This is a genomic window from Hydrogenophaga sp. RAC07 (assembly GCF_001713375.1).
Classification (GTDB): domain Bacteria; phylum Pseudomonadota; class Gammaproteobacteria; order Burkholderiales; family Burkholderiaceae_C; genus Hydrogenophaga.
The window spans coordinates 1,922,722-1,941,433 of record NZ_CP016449.1 but is presented as its reverse complement, the minus strand read 5'-3'; the positions used below and the strand labels follow the sequence as shown (position 1 = coordinate 1,941,433).

Below are 18,712 nucleotides of genomic sequence, written 5' to 3'. Positions count from 1 at the left end.
TCCGAAGCCTGGCGGCTTCAGGAGCCGCGCGTGATCGGCATCTCCACCTCGGTTTTCACGAGCATGTGTTTGGCCAGTTCCAGCTTGGCGATCGACATGCGGTGCACCTCGTCCGGACCGTCGGCCAGGCGCAGGGTTCGCTGGTTCGCGTAGGCATAGGCGAGCGGGAAATCGTCGCTCACACCGCCACCGCCGTGGGCCTGGATGGCCATGTCGATGATGTCGCAGGCCATGTTGGGTGCCACCACCTTGATCATGGCGATCTCGGCCTTGGCGACCTTGTTGCCCACGGTGTCCATCATGTAGGCCGCTTTGAGCGTGAGCAGGCGCGCCATTTCGATGCGGCAGCGGGCATCGGCCAGGCGCTCGTGCCACACCGACTGGGCCGACACCGGCTTGCCGAACGCAACGCGGCTGTTCAGACGCTTGCACATGAGTTCCATGGCGCGCTCGGCCGCGCCGATGGAGCGCATGCAGTGGTGAATGCGGCCCGGGCCCAAACGGCCTTGTGCAATTTCGAAACCACGGCCTTCGCCCAGCAACAGGTTGCCCACCGGCACGCGCACGTTCTTGAGCAGCACCTCCATGTGGCCGTGCGGTGCGTCGTCGTAGCCGAACACCGAGAGCGGACGCACGATGGTCACGCCCTGGCTGTTGGCCGGCACGATGATCATGGACTGCTGCGAATGGCGCGGTGCGTCGGGGTTGCTCTTGCCCATGACGATGTAGACCGCGCAGCGTGGATCGCCGGCACCCGACGACCACCATTTGCGACCGTTGATCACGTACTCGTCACCGTCGCGCTCGATGCGGCATTCGATGTTGGTCGCGTCCGACGACGCCACTTCGGGCTCCGTCATGAGGAAGGCCGAGCGGATCTCGCCGCGCAGCAGCGGCTCCAGCCACTGGTCTTTCAGTTCTTCGCTCGCATAGCGCTCGAAGGTTTCCATGTTGCCGGTGTCGGGCGCCGAGCAGTTGAACACCTCGGCCGCAAACGGCACGCGGCCCATGATTTCGCACATGGGTGCGTATTCGAGGTTCGACAAACCTTGTGGTGCGCGCGGACTGCGCGGCAGGAAGAGGTTCCACAGGCCGGCGGCCTGGGCCTTGGGCTTGAGTTCTTCAATGATCTCGGTCGGGATCCATGCATTGCCTTTGGCGCGGTTGGCCGCGATTTCGGCGAAGAAGCGCGCTTCGTTCGGATAAATGTGCTCGTCCATGAACGCCAGGAGGCGTTCGCGCATGGCCTTGACCTTGTCGGTGTAGTCGAAATTCATGGTGTCTCCTGTGGGTGATCGGGGATATGAAACGGGTCAGGCGCCGCTGGCGAATCGCCACGCCATCTCGGCCATGGGGCGGGCGCCGGCGGCAGACTTGACCGCCTGTTCGCTCGATGCCGTGCCGGCCTCGACCCGCTTGGCAATGCCTTGCAGGATGGCCGCCAGGCGGAACATGTTGTAGGCGAGGTAAAAGTTCCAGTCGGCCTTGAGCTGCGCGGGCTGTGCGATGCCGGTGCGCTCGCAGTACATCGCGATGTACTCGTCTTCGGTCGGAATGCCGAGGGCTTTCACGTCGAGCCCGCCGATGCCACGGAACATGCCCGGCGGGATGTGCCAGGACATGCAGTGGTAGCTGAAGTCCGCCAGCGGATGGCCGAGGGTGGAGAGCTCCCAGTCGAGCACCGCGAGCACGCGCGCCTCTTCTGCATGGAACATCAGGTTGTCGAGCCGGAAGTCGCCGTGCACCACCGAGAGCATGGACTCGTCGCGCGCCATGGCCGGGATGTTGTTGGGCAGCCATGCCATGAGCCGGTCCATCTCGGGGATGGTCTGGGTGATGGAGGCCACGTACTGTTTGCTCCAGCGACCGATCTGGCGTTCGAAGTAATTGCCCGGCTTTCCGTAGCCGTCCAGGCCGATCTCCAGTGGCTTGACCGTGTGCAACGCCGCGATGACGCGGTTCATCTCGTTGTAGATCGCACCTCGCTCCTCATTGCTGAGGCCGGGCAGCGACTGGTCCCACAGCACACGGCCGTTGACGCACTCCATGATGTAGAAGGCGCGGCCAATCACCGATTCGTCTTCGCACAACACATGCATCTGCGCCACCGGCACGCCGGTGCCGTGCAGCGCGCTCATCACGCGGAACTCGCGCTCAATGGCGTGGGCCGAGGGCAGCAGCTTGGCCACGGGGCCCGGCTTGGCGCGCATCACATAGGCGCGCTGCGGCGTGATGAGCTTGTAGGTGGGGTTGGACTGGCCGCCCTTGAACATCTCCACCGTGAGCGGGCCTTCAAACCCGGGCAGGCGGGCTTGAAGCCAGGAGTCCAGCGCGGTTTCGTCGAACGTGTGTTGGCCCGATACGGCCCGGGTGCCGGTGAAGTTCTGGGTGTCGCTCATGCGTGAAGGCCTGGGTGGGAGTTGAGGGGAGAGGCCATCACGCGCGGCCTCAGGATTCGGCTTCCGCGATGCGCATCAGCATGTCGCGGTTGCGCACCACCAGCCCTCCCTGTTCGATGCGGATCGCATCGTCCCGCTCCATCGACTTGAGTTCCTGGTTGACCCGCTGGCGCGAAGCGCCCAGCAGCTGGGCCAGTTCTTCCTGCGCCAGCTGCAGGCCGATGCGCATCTCGTTGCCGTCGGACAGACAAGGCACGCCGTAGCTGCGCACCAGGTGCAGCAGCTGTTTGGCCAGGCGCGCGCGCAGGGGCAGGGTGTTGAGGTCTTCCACCAGACCGAACAGCGTGCGGATGCGGCGCGCCTGCAGGCGCATCAGCGCTTCGTACAGTTCCACGTGCGAGCTGAGGATCTTCTGAAAATCGGTGCGCGCCACGCACAGGAGCGTGGTGGGGCCGTGGGCATACGCGTCGTGCGTGCGCTGGTCTCCATCGAACATCGCCACGTCGCCAAACCACACACCCGGCTCCACATACGTCAAGGTGATCTGTTTGCCCGAGAGCGAGGTGGAACTCACGCGCACGGCGCCCTTGGCCACCGCCGTCCATTCGGAGGGCGGATCGCCTCGGGCAACGATCAGGTCGCTGTCCTTGAATCGCTTGACGTAAGCGCATCGGAGTATGTCGTGCCGCAGGGAGGGAGAAAGGCTGGAGAACCAGCGACCACTGTTGATCGCCTCGCGTTCTTCCATTGTCAGAATCGGTTCGTCCATGGGCTGTCTTTTGAGTGACTGGAAAGTCAATGATTGTCGCCACTGGGACGTGGCAACAGGGTCAGGGTATGCGCGCAGATGCTCCGCGCGGGCCGCTTTTCAACGGTATTGCGCGGGACGCTTGTTGATGAAGGCGTCGATGCCTTCGCCCGCATTGGCGTGGTGCAGGTTGCGCACGAAGTGATCACGCTCGGCGCCCAGTTGCGCGTGCAGCGGCACAGTGGGTGCGTCGTTGGCCAGCTCCTTGATGCTGGCCAGCGCGTTCGGGGCGCGCGCGTTGAGCCGCTCGCACAGCGCGAGCGCCTCCGTGAGCGCCTCGCCGGTGGCGCTCACGGTGTTGATCACGCCGAGCTGCTGCAGGCGTTCGGCGCCGATGCGGTCGCCGCACATCAGCAACTGCAGGGCCGTGGCGCGGGGCAGGGCGCGCATGAGGCTCCAGCTGGCGCCGCCGTCGGGCGACAGGCCCACGTTGCTGTAGGCCATCACGAACACGCTGCTGTGCGCGGCCACCACCATGTCGCAGGCCAGCGCGAGCGAAAAGCCGGCACCGGCGCACGAGCCCTCCACGGCCGCCACCACCGGTTTGGGAAACGCGCGGATGGTCTCGATCCAGTTGTGCAGGCCTTCAATGCTTTGCGACTGCACCTCGGGCGGCTGCTGGCGGTTGGCCATCAGCCGCTGCAGGTTGCCCCCGGCGCAGAAGTGGTTGCCCTCGCCGGTGATCACCACGCTGCGCACCTCGGGGCTGCTCTCGGCCACGTTGAGCGCTTCCACGCCGGCGGCGTACATGTCGGGGCCGAGTGCGTTGCGGTGCTCGGGGTTGCTGATGGTGAGCACCATGGTCTGGCCATGGCTGTGGCTCTTGAGACTCGCGGTCATGTTCAAGCTTCCTCGTGCGTGAGGCTCAGGCCGAGCGCACCGCGGCGGCGCAGCCAGGGGGAAGGACGGTAACGCGGATCGCCATAGACCGTCTGCAGATTGAACAGGATTTCCAGCATGTTGGTCGGGCCGATGCGGTCGCCCATGGCCAGCGGACCCATGGGGTAACCCAGTCCGAGCGTCACGGCCACGTCCAGATCGGCCGGTGAGCACACGCCTTGCTGGCACATGTCGGCCGCGATGTTGACGATGGTGGCCACCACACGCTGGGTGACGAAGCCACCGCTGTCGCGTATCACGCTCACCGCCTTGCCGTCGCGTGCAAACAGCGCGTGGGCGGCCTGCGCCATGTCGGGCCGCGTAGCGGGGTTGGTGGCGAGCACCCGGCGCTTCACAGAGGCGTCGTCCAGCATCATGTCGATGCCCACCGTGCGCGTGGCGTCCAGGCGCTCCACCGCGGCCAGCGTGGTGACATCCAGGCCCAGCGGAGCCACCAGGATCAGCGCGGTGGAAGAGGGTGCCGCTGCGGTCTCGATCTGGGCGCCCAGGTCTTTGAGCAGCTGGTACAACTCGGCGCGCCGCGCCGCCTTGGGCGACACCCACACCGGCGGCATCTCGGCCACTGCCGGCACGGAGGGCTCGGCCGGCACCTGGGCCAAGCCTTTGTCGTACGCGTAGAAGCCTTCGCCCACCTTCTTGCCCACCACGCCGCCGGCCAGCCTCTGTGCGGTGATCACACTGGGGCGGTAGCGGGGTTCTTCAAAGTACTGGTGGTAAATCGATTCCATCACCGGGTGCGAAACGTCCAGCGCAGTGAGGTCCATCAGCTCGAACGGACCAAGACGAAACCCCATCTGGTCTTTCAGGATGCGGTCGATGGTGGCGAAGTCCGCCACACGCTCGCCCACCACCCGCAATGCTTCGGTGCCATAGCCACGCCCGGCGTGGTTCACGATGAAGCCGGGCGTGTCCTGCGCGGTCACGGGCGTGTGGCCGAACTGGCGGGTGAAGTCGGTCAGCCGCTGGCACACCGAAGCGCTGGTTTTCAGACCGGCAATGACTTCCACCACGCGCATCAACGGTACCGGGTTGAAGAAGTGGAATCCGGCCAGTTGTGCGGGGCGTTTGAGCTGCGCGGCAATCGCCGTGACCGACAGCGATGAGGTGTTGGTGGCCAGAACCGCCTCCGGTCCGACGATGCCTTCGAGTTCGGCGAAGAGACGCTGCTTGACGTCGAGCCGCTCGACGATGGCCTCGATCACCAGATCGCAAGGTGCGAGATCACCCAGGGCATCGGCGAGCTTGAGCCGGTCCAGGCAGGCCTGCATCTGCTCGGCCGTCATCTTGTTCTTGTTCACCAACGTTTGCCAGGTGGCGTGCAGTGCGTCACGCGCGGCCTGGGCCGCGCCGGCCTGAACATCAAACAACCAGACCTGGCTGCCGGCCTGAGCGGCCATTTGTGCAATGCCGCGGCCCATGGCGCCGGTGCCTACAACGCCGGTGTTCTGAAAGATCGGGTGCATAAGTGTGTTGTATTTGGAATGAGAGCTTCTGGAGCTATGACAGAATCAACCAACGAACGAAAGAAGGAAATCTGGCGTGCGCAAGTACTGGACAGGTTGTATTTTGCTATCAACTGCCTTGAGCAGTTCTGCCGTCACCTTGGGTCGGCACAGTGGTGCTGCCATGATCGGCCGCCCGCTGGACGTTCGCGTTCAGGTTTTGCTCGCCCCGGGCGAAGACCTGAGCAATCTGTGCATTCAGACCGATGTGTTTTACGGCGATACCCAGGTTGCGGCCAACCTGGTTCGCACGTCGCCCCAGCGCACCACGCCCGACGTTGAATCTTCGGTGCGGGTGCAGTCCAGTTTGCCGGTCAACGAGCCCTTCGTCACCCTCTACGTCAAAGCCGGTTGCGGCACCCAGTTCACGCGCCGCTTTGTCTTGCTCGCCGATCTGGTCAATGAGCCCCTGACCGCTGCCTCGCAGCCTTCGGCAGCCCCGGCGGTGGCGGCGGCTGCGGCTGCGGATCCCTCGGCGCTGCCTCGTGTGACCGTGGCGCCCGGCGCTTCCGGTGCGGCTTCTTCGTCGGCATCGGGTGGCGGTGCTGCCGCGCCCGTTTCTGCTGCTTCACAGGCTAGACCTTCAACGCCTGCACGTGCAGCCGCCCCGGCAAGCCGGCCGCCTTCGGTGGTTCGCCGCGCGCCGTCCAAGCCACCTGCAGCGCCCCCTGTACCGAGGCTGCAGCTGGATCCGATCGACCTGACCACCGGCATCGAACGCGACCCCACGCTCAAACTCTCCCCCCTGCTGCTGAGCGAACCCAGCACTTCTGAAGAAACGCGCGCAGCCGCCGTGCAACTCTGGAAAAGCATCAACGCCACTCCGGAAGACATCCTGCGCGATGCGCAGAAGCTCGCTGCGCTCGAATCCGAGGTGGCAAAACTTCGCGAGGAACAGACCCGGTCCCAGGCCGCCTTGGGCGACCTCAATGCCCAGCTTGAACAATCGCAGGCTCAACGGTTCCAGAACTGGTTGGTCTACCTGCTGGGCGCATGCCTGCTGTTGGCCCTGTTGGCGGTTTTGATGGTGTGGCGGCGGCGGCAAGAGGTGGTGGTGCAGGGCTCCGAGGCCTCGCGGGCCTGGTGGGCGCCGGAGGATGAAGAGAAGACGGTGCGCGTTCCTCTGGATGGCGACGATCCCGTCGCCGGAAAATCGTCCGACTTGACCCCGTTGACGCCGAGGGGCGATGGCCCGGATGTCGACCTGGATTTCGATCTGGACCAGGACTCTTCCTTTGATGGGCTGGACGACCGCTCGGGCAGGCCTGCAGTGACCCAGCCCATGCCGGCAACGTCGTTGGCGGAGAGCCCCATTGCTGCCCGCGACCGGCGTGAATTTTCAACCAGCGCCATCGGCGTGTCACGCTCCGTGGCCACCGAAGAGCTGTTCGACGTGCAGCAGCAGGCCGATTTCTTCGTGTCGTTGGGGGAGGACGAGCAGGCCATCCAGGTGCTCAAGGACCACCTCACCGAAAGCCACGAACCCAGTGCACTGACCTACCTCGACCTGTTCCACATTTACCACCGTCTCGGGCGCCGCCAGGACTACGAGAGCCTGCGCGACGAGTTCAACCATGTGTTCAACGCCGGCGCGCCGCCGTTCGACAGCTATTCGCAGCGGGGCCTGGGGCTGGAGTCGTACGAAACCGCATTCAGCCGCATCCAGGCCCTCTGGCCGCAGCCGCGGGTGCTTGATCTGATCGAACAGTCGATCTTCCGCGACTCCACCGACAGCAGCACCGAGGTGTTCGATCTGGAGGCTTACCGTGAGCTGCTCATGCTGCACGCGATCGCCAAGGACCTCATCCAGCGCGACGGCAGCGCGCCACGCGCGAACAGTGACTTTCAGCACACGGCCATGCAGCCATTGAAGGCTGCTGGCAAGGTCGCTCCAGTCGTGAGCAGACAGCCGGCCGCGGCACCGGACCACCAGCACACCCAGCCCATGGGTCTGGGCGAGATGCCACCTGCGTCTTCCCGGCTCGGCCTGGACATCAACCTGGACGATCTTTCCGAGATGGCCCGGTTTGAAGCGTCACTGCCCGACGTGAATGTGGCGGTAGAGGCGTCGGCCAAGCTCACACAACCTGCAGACTTCGACATCCAGCCCGGCGAGGACAACTTCATCGACTTCGAGGTGATCGACTTCGATCCGCCGCCGGACCTGGCCGACGACGGAAAACCTGAAGGCCGACGCGGATCCAAAAGCTGAACCCCAAAGAAAAGAACGCCGCTGATGCGGCGTTCTTTTTTCATTGGGAGCTGCTTCTACCGGCGGACTTGAAGTGCGCCAGGGTTCACGATGTTGGTCGGCGTTCCCTTGATGAAATTGACCACGTTGTCGAAGGCCGAGGCGAAATACTGCTCATAGCTGTCCTGCTCCACATACCCGATGTGGGGCGTGCAGATGCAGTTCTCCAGCCGCAACAAGGCATGCCCTTGAAGAATCGGCTCCGATTCAAAAACATCGACTGCGGCCATGCCGGGGCGACCTCGGTTGAGCGCAGCGAGCAAGGCCTCCGGCTCGATCAGCTCCGCACGCGAGGTGTTGACCAGCAGGGACGTGGGTTTCATGCGGCCGAGGTCTTCCAGCGTGACACATCCGGCGCTTGTTTCGCTCAGGCGCAAGTGCAGCGACAGCACATCGGCCGAAGCAAAAAACGCCTCGCGACTTTCCGCGGCTTCAAAGCCATCGGCCACCACCCGGGCGCGCGAGGCTTCGCTGCCCCAGACCACCACCTGCATGCCGAAAGCGCGCCCGTAACCCGCGACCAGTTGGCCGATTCGGCCATAGCCCCACAGGCCCAGTGTCTTGCCGCGCAGCACCATGCCCACACCAAAGTTGATCGGCATGGCCGACGATTTCAGCCCCGCTTGCTGCCAGGCTCCGTGTTTGAGGTTGGAGACGTACTGCGGAATGCGCCGCATCGACGCCATGATCAAGGCCCAGGTGAGCTCGGCCGTTGACACGGGCGAACCCACACCCTCGGCCACCGCAATGCCGCGCTCCGTGCAGGCCGCCACATCGAGGTGACTGCCTGCGCGTCCGGTCTGCGCAATCAGCTTGAGGCGGGGCAGCTTTTCGATGAGCTGGCGCGAGATCTGGGTGCGTTCGCGGATCAGAACCAATACGTCGGCATCTCTGAGCCGCACCGACAACTGACCCACGCCCTTGACCGTGTTCGTGAACACCTTGGCCGGATAAGGCTCCAGTTTCTCCGCGCACTTCAGCTTGCGAACCGCGTCCTGATAGTCGTCAAGAATCACAATATTCATGCGCCTATTGTGCCTTCGCCACTTTTTCCCTCGCGACCTGGGCCCGGGCCGTTCGTGCCCTGCGCTGAACGAAGCCTCGCCGCTGCAGTGCCCGGCCGGGTCGCGTGGATCAGGCAGCGCGTGCCATGGAGGCCTGCTCCAGTGCCGCGAGCCGATCAAGCTCCGCGCACACATCGCCAATGGGGCCGGAGATGACCAGGCGCATGTCCCGGCTCTGGGTTCGGTGGGCTTCGGCCTGGCGCAGTACTCTCACGCGGCATGCGGGAGGTGAACCCGCCTGGGTCGCGACCGGCTGCCTCGCCTGCATGGCAGGCCCGTTCGCCGCCTCTCGGTTGAGCCAACCGGCTCGCGCAAAACGTTGCACGGCTTTGGCCGCCATGAACGAAGCGGCCGGACGGGCCGGACGGTCGGACGGAAGCGGCAGCCAGCAGTCGATCAGCTGCAGAGGGGCGCGCCACGTGTTGGTATTGAAGATTTTTCCCATGCGAAACTCCAGACGAGGGGTTGAACACAGGCAGGATTGCAAGGAAGTCGCCAACGCAGGGATGTGTCCAAAGACGAGCGGTACGCCCGTCGGACCAAACGCCCGCCACCTGCTGAGGCAACGTGACCCGAGGGGTCAGAGTTGGAAACTGTTGCGGATGAGGCCGACCGCGAGGCCTTCGATTTCAAACGGTTCGCCGGGCTCGACCACGATGGTCTTGTAGTCGGGGTTCTCGGCGTGAAGCTCGATGACGTTTTGGCGGCGCATGAACCGCTTGACGGTCACATCGTCACCCAGGCGGGCCACCACGATCTGGCCGTTCTTGGCTTCCTTGGCAGACTTCACGGCCAGCAGGTCGCCGTCGATGATGCCGACGTCGCGCATGGACATGCCGCGCACCTTGAGCAGGTAGTCGGGCTCGCGCTGGAACAGGCTGCGCTCGACGTGGTAGGTCTGGTCCACATGCTCTTGCGCCAGGATGGGTGAGCCGGCGGCCACGCGGCCAATCAGGGGGAGCATGAGCTGGGCCAGGCTGGGGAGCGGGAGTGTAAGCTGGCGCCCGCGCGAATCGTTGATGGAGCGGAGATCTTCGCTGCGCAGGCGAATGCCGCGCGAGGTGCCGCTGACCAGTTCGATGACCCCTTTGCGTGCCAGGGCCTGCAAGTGCTCCTCGGCCGCGTTGGCCGACTTGAAGCCGAGTTCGCTGGCAATTTCAGCCCGCGTGGGCGGCGAACCGGTGCGGGCAATGGCGGTCTGGATGAGCTCCAGAATCTGCTGCTGCCGGGCGGTGAGCTTGGGCGTGGTGGCGGGCATGTCGAGCATGTGGACCTCTTCGGGGTGTATGCCTCACCGGGCGGGGTATCCGAACGGCGGGTCACTGTTTTCTTATCCAGTGGCTGTATTTTTAACCAGTTCAAAGGACTTGGCAAGTGGTGAATGCAAACCAGGCGCGCCGCCTCGTGGTTTTGGGCACGGGCGGCACGATTGCCGGACGCGCCAACCGGGCGAACGACAACGTGGGCTATGTGGCCGGGCAGGTGGCGGTGAGCGAGCTCGTGGCCATGGTGCCCGCCCTGGCGACTTGTCCGCTGGACGTGGAGCAGGTGGCGCAGATCAACAGCAAGGACATGGTGCTGAGCGTGTGGCATGCGCTCGCCGCGCGGGTGGCTGAGCACCTCGATCGGCCCGAGGTGGCCGGTATCGTGATCACCCACGGCACCGACACGATCGAGGAGACCGCCTTTCTGTTGCAGACCGTGCTGAAACCATCCAAGCCGGTGGTGCTCACGTGTGCGATGCGGCCGGCCACGGCGCTGGTGCCCGACGGGCCGCAGAACCTGAGCGATGCGGTGGCGGTGGCGTTGCATCCTGAGGCCCGTGGCGTGGTGGTGGTGTGCGCTGGTCGAATTCACGGTGCGATCGACGTGGCCAAGGTGCATCCCTACAGAACAGACCCGTTCGACTCGGGTGACGCGGGCGAGCTCGGTTGTGTGGAAGAGGCGCAGTTGCGCGTGTTCAGGCCCTGGCCTCAGGCGGTGCCCGAGGGCGCCTTCGACGCCGCAGCGCTGCGACGACTGAAGGGCGCCGCCGCGCTGCCGCGCGTGGAGCTGATCTTCAGTCACGCCAATGCCGATGGGGAGGTGGTGCGCGCTTTGCTGGGCCAAACCGCCGCCGCGGAGCCGCTGCGCGGCATCGTGGTGGCCGGCACCGGCAACGGCACCGTGCACGACGATCTGCTGGCAGCGTTGAAACAGGCACAGGCCAGCGGCGTCGAGGTGGTGGTGGCCAGCCGCTGCGCGCACGGTCGCGTGGTGCCACACCCGGGCCAGCCGTTGCCGGATTCGGCCGGCCTGTCGCCTGTGAAAGCGCGCCTGGCGCTGGCGTTGCAGTTGCTGGAGGCCTGAGGTGCTGGAGGCACTCGGCGCCCACCCTTGGGCGTATCCCATGCTGGAGGTGGTGCACCTGATCGGTGTGGCCTTGATCCTGGGTAACCTGGTGTTGCTGGAGATGCGCGTGTTCGGTTGGGCGTCGACCCTGCCTATCGAACCACTGGCGCGGTTGAGCCTGGGCTTGGTGGGCATCGGGTTTGGCCTGGCCGTCGTGACAGGTTTGTTGATGTTCGGCACGCAACCCGGGGAACTGTTGGCCAACCGCGTGTTCACAGCGAAGATGGCGTTGATCATGCTGGCGGGCTGCAATGCCGGCTGGTTCCATGCGCGCCGTTCGTTGCAGCTCCAGGACACCACCGCCCGTGTGAGCATGCTCTTGTCGATGGTGATCTGGATGCTCGTGGTCACCTGTGGACGCTGGATTGCCTATGTTTGAAGGAGAACCGCATGCAACGACGTGAATTTGTTCAGGTGGCCGCTGCCCTGGGTTGGGGAGGCGTCGCCACGGGTGCGCTGGCGCACCACGGCTGGAGCAGCTTTGACCAGGGGCGGCCGATCTACCTGGAGGGCAAGGCTGTCAATGTGAGGTGGCGCAACCCACACGTGGAACTGTCGCTGGAGCTGCCCGAGAACCTGCGTGTGCCCGCCGATCTGGCCCAGCGCGCCCTGCCAGCCCAGACCGCGGGCGTCGACGGGTCTGCGCTCTTGTCCAGGGCGGTGGTACCTACGCGGCGTGATCGACGCTGGGAAATCGAGCTGGCGCCCTTGTTCCGCCTGGGCCAGTGGCAGATGCCCGAAATCAAGAACGGTGAATCGCTCTCGTTGGTGGGATTCACCTTCAAAGACGAAGCCGGGGAGGCGATCGTGCGCGCCGAGTATGTGTTCCTGGGTGGCAAGGTATACGGGTTGCGTTCCAGTCCGGCTTGATGCGCTTGCGCCAAGACTCCAACAAAAAAACCGGCTCGCAGGCCGGTTTTTTTGTTGGGTGCAGACCGCTTATTTCGACAGCGCTTCAAAGGCTCGTGCCGTGATGTCATCCACCGAACCCATGCCGCTGATGGCGCGGTACTTGGGTGCCGCCGCAGCGTCGTTGCGCGCCCAACTGCTGTAATAGTCCACCAGCGGACGGGTCTGCGCGCTGTAGACCTCCAAACGCTTCTTCACGGTTTCTTCCTTGTCGTCATCGCGCTGGATCAGCGGCTCGCCGGTCACGTCGTCCTTGCCTTCCACCTTGGGTGGATTGAACTTGACGTGATAAGTGCGGCCCGACGCCGGATGCGAGCGGCGACCACTCATGCGCTCGATGATGGCGTCGAACGGAACGTCGATCTCCAGCACATAGTCGAGCTTGACGCCGGCTGATTTCATCGCGTCGGCCTGGGGGATGGTGCGGGGGAAGCCGTCGAACAGAAAGCCGCCGTTGCAATCGGGCTGGGCGATGCGTTCTTTCACCAGGTTGATGATCAGGTCGTCGCTGACCAGCGCACCGGACTCCATCACCGCCTTGGCCTGCAGGCCCAGCGGCGTGCCGGCCTTGACGGCGGCACGCAGCATGTCGCCGGTGGAAATCTGGGGAATGCCGTACTTCTGGCAAATGAACGTCGCCTGCGTTCCTTTGCCGGCTCCCGGCGCGCCCAACAAAATCAGTCTCATCGCTTTCCTTCTTTGATGTTTCAATGGCTTGGCCGCTTGTCTCGAGCGGCGGCCCCTGGGCGTGGGGCCGGGGCGACCATTTGAGGATAGCATGCGCATCCTCGCGCCCGGCTTACAGAGCGCCACCCCAGAAAGCCTGCCCCGCAGGGTATGGATTCAGTCTTGTGCCAGCACCTGGCGGACCCGCTCGAGGTCCTCCGGGGTGTCCACGCCGGCACCCGGTGCAGCCGCGCTCACGTGCACGGCAATGCGTTCGCCATGCCACAGCACCCGCAGCTGTTCCAGCGACTCCGTGGCTTCCAGCGGTGCGGGTTCGAGCTCGGGAAAGCGCCTCAGAAAACCGGCGCGGTAGCCATACACGCCGACGTGGCGCAGAGGGCGGGGTGACGGCAGTGCGGACGCCGCTCCGCCGGCCATGCCGTCCCGCCACCAGGGAATGGGCGCACGGCTGAAATACAGGGCGGTCAGCTGCCGGTCCAGCACCACCTTGACCACATTGGGATTGAGAAAGTCGGCCAGCTCGTCGATGGCATGTGCCGCCGTGCTCATGACGCAATCGGGCCTGGCGTGCAGCTCCTGTGCCACGGCGTTGATGAGACCGGGGTCGATCAGGGGTTCGTCGCCCTGCACATTGACCACCACCTCCGAATCGGCCAGGCCAAGCAGGGTGCAGGCTTCGGCCAGGCGGTCGCTGCCACTGAGGTGGTCGCCTCGGGTCAGGATGGCGCTCACGCCGTGAGCTTCGCAGGCCTGCACGATGCGTGCATCGTCGGCCGCCACCACACAGCGGTGTGCAGCGCTCAGCTGCGCTCGGCGCGCCACCCGCACCACCATGGGCAGGCCGCCGATGTCGGCCAAGGGTTTGTCGGGCAGCCGGGTGGAGGCCAGACGCGCCGGAATCAGGACCGTGAAGCGCCCGGGAACCTCGTGCAGGCTCATGGCTGCGGGGTGGGGGCGTTGGGCCGGGTGGCTTCTTCGTCGGTCAGGGGGCGGGCTTCGTGCTCCAGCAAGATCGGAATGCCGTCGCGCACCGGGTAGGCCAGACGCGCGCTGCGCGACACAAGCTCCTGGCTGTCGCGGTTGAAGATCAGGGGCCCTTTGGTCACGGGGCAGACCAGGAGTTCGAGCAGTTTGGTGTCCATGGGGGAATGATAGTCGCGCGGTTGGCCGGCTTTGCGGTTCAGGCGCGGCTTTTCAGGCGTTCCAGGCGCCCGTCCAGCGCATTGAAGAATGCGGGGTCTGGCGTCAGTTCCAGCGGCACGGCCCAGACCTGAGGGCGCTGATCCGCAGGGCTGTCGATGAGCGTGGGAAACAGCTTGACCGCGTCTTTTTCGGTGCAGAGCAGGGTGATCGAGCTGTCCTGCATCAGGGCTGCGTAGTCGGGCAAGGTCGCGTGGTCGGGCAAGCCCACCTCTGCCGCGGGCTCAATCCCGCGCGCACGCAGCATGTCGAAGAACACGCCGGGCCTGGCGGTACCGGCCACCGCCGTCACGCGTTGCCCGCGCAGCTGGTCCAGCGACATCTGTTCGCCCGTGGGTCCCACCGCGTGGTCGGCCAGCCTGCGCACCGCACCGAACACCGGCACGCCGGGTGCACGAATCAGCGCAGGGTTGGGCGTGTCATCCCGACGCTGGTGCAGCACCAGGTCAGACGCGGAGGTCTTGGTTTCCCGCGGCCAGGGTTCACGCAGCAGCCCCGCCGGCAGCAGCCAGCCGTTGCCCGTGCCCCGCTCGTCGAACACGATGATCTGAACATCTCTGTGCAATGCCAGGTGCTGCAGGCCGTCGTCGCAGACGAGGATGTTGACCTCCGGGTGTGCGGCCAGCAGTGCCCGGGCTGCGGCCACGCGTTGGGCTGCCACGCAGACAGGGACCTGGGTGCGACGGTGGATCAGGGCCGGCTCATCGCCGCTGTCGGCGAGTGCCGTGTCGGCGTGAACGAGCACCACGTGTTGACTCTGCCGGCCATGGCCGCGTGAAACCACCCCGGGCTGCCAACCCTGGGTTTTCAGGTGGTTGACCACGCCGATCACCGTGGGCGTTTTGCCGGCGCCACCGACCACCACGTTGCCGATGACAACCACCGGAACGCCAACGGAGTGGCTTTGTTTGAGACCCATCTGGTAAAGGCCCCGGCGCAGGGCCATGAGTGCGCCGTACACCAGCGACACGGGCCATAGCAAACGGGCCATCCCGCCGCGCCGCAGCGAATTGCGCAGCCAGAGAGCCTGCCAGCGGGCCTCACTCATCGGTTCAGGAGGAGACGCCGCTCAGGGCTTGCCACGGGCAGCAGCAGCGCCGGTCTGTTGCGTGGCGAACGTGATCTGCACGAGACCGGCTCGTCGCGCGGCATCCATCACATTGATCACCGACTGGTGCGTGGCCGCGGCATCGGCGCTGATGATGATCACCGTCTCGGCGTTGCCTTCGGAGGCGCCGGCCAGGGCGCTGGTGAGCAGTTCGACGCTGGTGCCCTCCAGCACCTGTTTGTTGATGGCGTAACGCCCGTCGTTGCCGACCGCCACCACCACTTCGCGCTTGTTGGTCTTGGGCGCCTGCGCGTCGGCCACCGGCAGGTTGACGTTGAGTTCGGTGAACTTGCTGTAGGTGGTGGTGAGCATCAGGAAGATGAGCACCACCAGCAAGATGTCGATGAACGGGATCAGGTTGATCTCGGGCTCGTCGCGCGTGCCGGGACGGAAGTTCATGGCTTCAGTGCTTGCGCAGGTTCAGCAGGTGACGGGCAAAACGTTCGGCGGCCAGTTCCAGGGCCAACAGGTAGCCGTCCACCCGGCCGCGGAAATAGCGCCAGAAGATCAAGGCGGGGATCGCCACGATCAGGCCGAAGGCGGTGTTGTAGAGGGCAATCGAGATGCCCCGCGCCAGTTGTGCCGGGTCCCCCATGCCGGGCACGCCGCCAGCGCCGCTGGCGCCCTGCGAGCCAAAGATCTCGATCATGCCGATGACGGTGCCCAGCAAACCCAGCAGCGGCGCAGCCGATGCGATGGTGGCGAGCGCGCCAAGGTAACGCTGCAATTGCGCCGCCGCCTGACGCCCGGCGCCTTCCAGGCTGGCGCGCAGGTCGTCTTCGCTGGCGCGCGGGTTGCTGTTGAAGGTGCGAAAGCCGCTGGCCAGCACGGCGCCGAGCACCGAGTTCTGCTCGAGTTGGGTCACCACGTCCGGGCCCGGCACCCCGTTGCGCGACACCATGATGGCTTCGTCCAGCAGTTTGGGCGGAATGATCTTGGCGGTTTTGAGGCTGACGAACCGTTCGATGACCAGGGCCAATCCGAGAACGGAACAGATGATCAGGGGCCAGATGGGCCATCCTGCGGCTTGTATGATGGAAAGCAAGTCTGAACTCCAGGCGTGTGCCGTTGGGTTGCTCGGCGCTAGTCGGTCGACCGATTATGTCTCAGGGGTGGCGCGCTCCCGGCGATGGCTTCCCAACCCCCCACCCCATGCTCCGCACGACACATGCACTTCGTGCACAGATTCTGTGGATAACTTTGTGAAGAACCCGACGAGCAAGTGGTGCGGGCCCGCGCCGGGCTTGGGCTTCATCAGATCGATCAGCAAACAGGCACTGCAAAACGCTTTCGAATCAATGCGCTATTCACCCGACCCTGCACACACAGGCTGCGTTCACCCGATCACCAGTATCCATGCGGCCTGTGGACACTTTTGCGCGGGAGACACGCATGGTTGACGCGTTTTCACCGTCGCAGGCCCCGGCGGCGGGGCGTGTGTGGGCGGTTGGGCCGCTGATGCGCGCCGTGGCAGACACCCTGGCCGCCCGGTTCAATCCGGTCGCGGTGCGCGGCGAGATTTCGGGCTTTTCGCGCGCGGCCAGCGGCCATTGTTATTTCGCGCTGAAGGACGAAACGGGTCAGGTGCGCTGCGCGCTGTTTCGCCGCGCGGCCGAACAGCTCACCTTCAACCCGCGCGATGGACAACTCGTGGAAGCCCGCGGCAAGCTCGACGTGTATGGCGCGCGCGGCGAGCTGCAACTCATTGTGGAGTCCCTTCAGCCAGCCGGGCAGGGCGCGCTGTTCGAGCAGTTCTTGCGCCTCAAGGCCCAACTGGAGGCCGAGGGCTTGTTCGAGGCAGCGCGCAAACGGCCTCTGCCCGCCCAGCCTCGCAGCATTGGCGTGGTCACTTCGCTGGGTGCGGCGGCCTTGCGCGACGTGGTCACCGCCCTGCGCCGGCGCGTGCCGCACCTGCCGGTGGTGATCTACCCCGCCTCCGTCCAGGGCGCACAAGCTCCGAGCGAACTGCGCGCCGCCCTGCAGAGCGCCTACAGCCGCCACGCCGAGACGGGTGAAAGCGAGGTTCTGCTGCTGGTCCGGGGCGGGGGCTCGCTGGAAGACTTGTGGTCGTTCAACGATCCCGAGCTGGTTCGCCTGATGGCGCGCGCGCCCATGCCCGTGGTCTGCGGCGTGGGCCATGAAACCGACTTCACCCTGGCCGACTTCGTGGCCGACCTGCGGGCGCCCACGCCCACCGCCGCGGCCGAGCTTTGCGCTCCCGCGCGCGAGCAGCGGGTGGGGGAGCTGGATTACTTGCAGGAGCGGCTGGATGCGGGCGCCTGGTCCAACATCGACCAGCGGGGCCAGCGCCTCGACCGGTTGGCCCAGCGCATGGGTCGCCCCTCGTCGCGACTGCACGACAGCGCGCAGCAACTCGGGCGCCTGCAGCACCGCTTGCAGGGCGGCTGGATGTTGACCACCCAGCAGCGGCGCAACCGATTGGCTGTGTTGCAGACGCAGCTGCCGCTGGCCTTGCGCCGCGCAATGGACGCGCAGCAGCGGCGGCTGCAACGCTGCGAACTGTCACTGGGGCTTCTTGATCCCCAGCTGGTGCTGGAGCGCGGCTACGCGTTTCTCACCGACGCGCAAGGGGTGGCGGTAACGCGGGCAGCGCAGGCGCAAGCTGGTCAGGCGCTCACCGCCACGCTGGCCGACGGCACCTTGGACGTTCGCGTGGAGCCCGACATTCAGAGACCCTGACACCTTCGCTGCACAGTCGCGTGCCTACAATGGCCGCCTGTCCGCTGGTGAGACCACCCAGACGGCAAGACTTTCCACAACAGCACTCACGAGGAACCCCATGGAACACACCCTGCCCGCATTGCCCTACGCACTGGACGCACTGGCTCCCCACTACAGCCGCGAAACGCTGGAGTTTCACCACGGCAAGCACCACAACGCGTACGTGGTCAACCTCAACAACCTGCAAAAAGGCACCGAATTCGAAGCCATGGACCTCGAGTCCATCGTCAAGAAATCCAGCGGTGGCATCTACAACAACTCCGCGCAGATCTGGAACCACACCTTCTTCTGGAACTGCATGAAGCCCAACGGCGGCGGCGAGCCGGCCGGCGCGTTGGCCGCGGCCATCACCGCCAAGTGGGGCAGCTATGCAGCCTTCAAGGAAGCTTTCGTGAAGTCCGCCGTGGGCAACTTCGGTTCTGGCTGGACCTGGCTGGTGAAGAAAGCCGACGGTTCGGTCGACATCGTCAACATGGGCGCCGCCGGCACCCCGCTGACCACCGGCGACAAGGCTCTGCTGACCGTGGACGTGTGGGAGCATGCCTACTACATCGACTACCGCAACGCCCGCCCCAAGTTCGTGGAGACCTTCCTCGACAAGCTGGTGAACTGGTCGTTCGCCGAAGCCAACTTCGCCTGAGCCCCAGCGGCCAGGTGACAGGGCTCGAAGCGCAAGCTTCGGGCCCTTTTTGTTGGTCGCTGCACAGAAAAGAACACACAAATTTCGCACCGCTTTTTGCATTGTGAGATA

Annotated in this window: 20 protein-coding genes; 6 read left to right on the top strand and 14 right to left on the bottom strand. The window is 65.2% G+C overall.

From position 1 onward, the window contains the following. Nucleotides 1-17: 17 nt before the first annotated feature. The 5 genes from BSY239_RS09065 to BSY239_RS09045 all read right to left on the bottom strand — a co-directional run bounded on the left by BSY239_RS09065 (nt 18) and on the right by BSY239_RS09045 (nt 5,570). A complete protein-coding gene (locus BSY239_RS09065; protein ID WP_069046561.1) occupies nt 18-1,277 on the bottom strand; it encodes an acyl-CoA dehydrogenase family protein in 1,260 nt (419 codons plus the stop codon). Between the two features lie 36 nt (nt 1,278-1,313). Next, the gene (locus BSY239_RS09060) at nt 1,314-2,399 is read right to left on the bottom strand and encodes a phosphotransferase family protein (protein ID WP_069046560.1); all 1,086 of its coding nucleotides are present in this window, start codon (nt 2,397-2,399) and stop codon (nt 1,314-1,316) included. 49 nt (nt 2,400-2,448) lie between these two features. Continuing rightward, nucleotides 2,449-3,168, bottom strand: coding sequence for a Crp/Fnr family transcriptional regulator (locus BSY239_RS09055; RefSeq protein ID WP_069046559.1), 720 nt, complete (start codon nt 3,166-3,168; stop codon nt 2,449-2,451). A gap of 99 nt (nt 3,169-3,267) precedes the next feature. Continuing rightward, the gene (locus BSY239_RS09050) at nt 3,268-4,047 is read right to left on the bottom strand and encodes an oxepin-CoA hydrolase, alternative type (RefSeq protein ID WP_069046558.1); all 780 of its coding nucleotides are present in this window, start codon (nt 4,045-4,047) and stop codon (nt 3,268-3,270) included. A gap of 2 nt (nt 4,048-4,049) precedes the next feature. Beyond that, complete coding sequence (locus BSY239_RS09045; RefSeq protein WP_069046557.1) at nt 4,050-5,570, bottom strand: 3-hydroxyacyl-CoA dehydrogenase; 1,521 nt, start codon at nt 5,568-5,570, stop codon at nt 4,050-4,052. A 163-nt stretch (nt 5,571-5,733) separates the two neighbouring features. Here BSY239_RS09045 and BSY239_RS09040 point away from each other — a divergent pair, with 163 nt between their 5' ends. After that, complete coding sequence (locus tag BSY239_RS09040) at nt 5,734-7,821, top strand: type IV pilus assembly protein FimV (protein ID WP_156775444.1); 2,088 nt, start codon at nt 5,734-5,736, stop codon at nt 7,819-7,821. A gap of 56 nt (nt 7,822-7,877) precedes the next feature. Here the strand turns inward: BSY239_RS09040 and BSY239_RS09035 are convergent, their stop codons facing one another. The 3 genes from BSY239_RS09035 to lexA form a co-directional block, all read right to left on the bottom strand. Next, the gene (locus BSY239_RS09035; RefSeq protein WP_069046555.1) at nt 7,878-8,885 is read right to left on the bottom strand and encodes a D-2-hydroxyacid dehydrogenase family protein; all 1,008 of its coding nucleotides are present in this window, start codon (nt 8,883-8,885) and stop codon (nt 7,878-7,880) included. A 109-nt stretch (nt 8,886-8,994) separates the two neighbouring features. Then, nucleotides 8,995-9,369 (bottom strand): hypothetical protein, encoded by a 375-nt coding sequence (locus BSY239_RS09030; RefSeq protein WP_069046554.1) that lies wholly within the window; start codon nt 9,367-9,369, stop codon nt 8,995-8,997. A gap of 135 nt (nt 9,370-9,504) precedes the next feature. Further along, nucleotides 9,505-10,182, bottom strand: coding sequence for a transcriptional repressor LexA (lexA, locus tag BSY239_RS09025; protein ID WP_156775604.1), 678 nt, complete (start codon nt 10,180-10,182; stop codon nt 9,505-9,507). A gap of 119 nt (nt 10,183-10,301) precedes the next feature. On the opposite strand from lexA, the gene BSY239_RS09020 reads away from it, so the two are divergent. From BSY239_RS09020 to BSY239_RS09010, 3 genes are read left to right on the top strand one after another with little or no spacing between them, the layout of a single operon-like run. Next, the gene (locus BSY239_RS09020) at nt 10,302-11,273 is read left to right on the top strand and encodes an asparaginase (protein ID WP_335583428.1); all 972 of its coding nucleotides are present in this window, start codon (nt 10,302-10,304) and stop codon (nt 11,271-11,273) included. A gap of 1 nt (nt 11,274) precedes the next feature. Further along, on the top strand, nt 11,275-11,694 hold the full coding sequence (locus BSY239_RS09015) for a hypothetical protein (protein WP_069046551.1): 420 nt from the start codon (nt 11,275-11,277) through the stop codon (nt 11,692-11,694). 11 nt (nt 11,695-11,705) lie between these two features. Continuing rightward, entirely contained in the window at nt 11,706-12,185 is a 480-nt protein-coding gene (locus BSY239_RS09010; protein ID WP_069046550.1) for a DUF6152 family protein, read from the top strand. A 69-nt stretch (nt 12,186-12,254) separates the two neighbouring features. Here the strand turns inward: BSY239_RS09010 and adk are convergent, their stop codons facing one another. From adk to BSY239_RS08980, 6 genes are all read right to left on the bottom strand, one after another. After that, a complete protein-coding gene (adk, locus tag BSY239_RS09005) occupies nt 12,255-12,911 on the bottom strand; it encodes an adenylate kinase (protein ID WP_069046549.1) in 657 nt (218 codons plus the stop codon). A 156-nt stretch (nt 12,912-13,067) separates the two neighbouring features. After that, complete coding sequence (kdsB, locus tag BSY239_RS09000) at nt 13,068-13,850, bottom strand: 3-deoxy-manno-octulosonate cytidylyltransferase (protein ID WP_069046548.1); 783 nt, start codon at nt 13,848-13,850, stop codon at nt 13,068-13,070. After that, complete coding sequence (locus BSY239_RS08995) at nt 13,847-14,053, bottom strand: Trm112 family protein (protein WP_069046547.1); 207 nt, start codon at nt 14,051-14,053, stop codon at nt 13,847-13,849. The genes kdsB and BSY239_RS08995 overlap by 4 nt, the downstream gene beginning before the upstream one ends. 38 nt (nt 14,054-14,091) lie before the next feature. Beyond that, entirely contained in the window at nt 14,092-15,159 is a 1,068-nt protein-coding gene (gene lpxK, locus BSY239_RS08990; RefSeq protein WP_069046546.1) for a tetraacyldisaccharide 4'-kinase, read from the bottom strand. A gap of 21 nt (nt 15,160-15,180) precedes the next feature. Continuing rightward, nucleotides 15,181-15,618: an ExbD/TolR family protein gene (locus BSY239_RS08985; protein ID WP_069046545.1), complete on the bottom strand. Its 438-nt coding sequence runs from the start codon at nt 15,616-15,618 to the stop codon at nt 15,181-15,183. Between the two features lie 4 nt (nt 15,619-15,622). Then, a complete protein-coding gene (locus BSY239_RS08980) occupies nt 15,623-16,264 on the bottom strand; it encodes a MotA/TolQ/ExbB proton channel family protein (protein ID WP_069046544.1) in 642 nt (213 codons plus the stop codon). 347 nt (nt 16,265-16,611) lie between these two features. Here BSY239_RS08980 and xseA point away from each other — a divergent pair, with 347 nt between their 5' ends. Both xseA and BSY239_RS08970 read left to right on the top strand, forming a co-directional pair. Continuing rightward, complete coding sequence (gene xseA / locus BSY239_RS08975; RefSeq protein ID WP_069048887.1) at nt 16,612-17,919, top strand: exodeoxyribonuclease VII large subunit; 1,308 nt, start codon at nt 16,612-16,614, stop codon at nt 17,917-17,919. Nucleotides 17,920-18,019: 100 nt separating this feature from the next. Next, nucleotides 18,020-18,601, top strand: a complete 582-nt coding sequence (locus tag BSY239_RS08970; RefSeq protein WP_069046543.1) for a Fe-Mn family superoxide dismutase — start codon at nt 18,020-18,022, stop codon at nt 18,599-18,601. The last annotated feature ends 111 nt before the right edge of the window (nt 18,602-18,712 follow it).

What these genes read in the sequence shown, in the direction of transcription:
- BSY239_RS09065 (WP_069046561.1), bottom strand. Translation starts at nt 1,277, where the DNA reads ATGAATTTCGACTACACCGACAAGGTCAAGGCCATGCGCGAACGCCTC.
- BSY239_RS09060 (WP_069046560.1), bottom strand. Translation starts at nt 2,399, where the DNA reads ATGAGCGACACCCAGAACTTCACCGGCACCCGGGCCGTATCGGGCCAA.
- BSY239_RS09055 (WP_069046559.1), bottom strand. Translation starts at nt 3,168, where the DNA reads ATGGACGAACCGATTCTGACAATGGAAGAACGCGAGGCGATCAACAGT.
- BSY239_RS09050 (WP_069046558.1), bottom strand. Translation starts at nt 4,047, where the DNA reads ATGACCGCGAGTCTCAAGAGCCACAGCCATGGCCAGACCATGGTGCTC.
- BSY239_RS09045 (WP_069046557.1), bottom strand. Translation starts at nt 5,570, where the DNA reads ATGCACCCGATCTTTCAGAACACCGGCGTTGTAGGCACCGGCGCCATG.
- BSY239_RS09040 (WP_156775444.1), top strand. Translation starts at nt 5,734, where the DNA reads ATGATCGGCCGCCCGCTGGACGTTCGCGTTCAGGTTTTGCTCGCCCCG.
- BSY239_RS09035 (WP_069046555.1), bottom strand. Translation starts at nt 8,885, where the DNA reads ATGAATATTGTGATTCTTGACGACTATCAGGACGCGGTTCGCAAGCTG.
- BSY239_RS09030 (WP_069046554.1), bottom strand. Translation starts at nt 9,369, where the DNA reads ATGGGAAAAATCTTCAATACCAACACGTGGCGCGCCCCTCTGCAGCTG.
- lexA (WP_156775604.1), bottom strand. Translation starts at nt 10,182, where the DNA reads ATGCCCGCCACCACGCCCAAGCTCACCGCCCGGCAGCAGCAGATTCTG.
- BSY239_RS09010 (WP_069046550.1), top strand. Translation starts at nt 11,706, where the DNA reads ATGCAACGACGTGAATTTGTTCAGGTGGCCGCTGCCCTGGGTTGGGGA.
- adk (WP_069046549.1), bottom strand. Translation starts at nt 12,911, where the DNA reads ATGAGACTGATTTTGTTGGGCGCGCCGGGAGCCGGCAAAGGAACGCAG.
- kdsB (WP_069046548.1), bottom strand. Translation starts at nt 13,850, where the DNA reads ATGAGCCTGCACGAGGTTCCCGGGCGCTTCACGGTCCTGATTCCGGCG.
- BSY239_RS08995 (WP_069046547.1), bottom strand. Translation starts at nt 14,053, where the DNA reads ATGGACACCAAACTGCTCGAACTCCTGGTCTGCCCCGTGACCAAAGGG.
- lpxK (WP_069046546.1), bottom strand. Translation starts at nt 15,159, where the DNA reads ATGAGTGAGGCCCGCTGGCAGGCTCTCTGGCTGCGCAATTCGCTGCGG.
- BSY239_RS08985 (WP_069046545.1), bottom strand. Translation starts at nt 15,618, where the DNA reads ATGAACTTCCGTCCCGGCACGCGCGACGAGCCCGAGATCAACCTGATC.
- xseA (WP_069048887.1), top strand. Translation starts at nt 16,612, where the DNA reads ATGGTTGACGCGTTTTCACCGTCGCAGGCCCCGGCGGCGGGGCGTGTG.
- BSY239_RS08970 (WP_069046543.1), top strand. Translation starts at nt 18,020, where the DNA reads ATGGAACACACCCTGCCCGCATTGCCCTACGCACTGGACGCACTGGCT.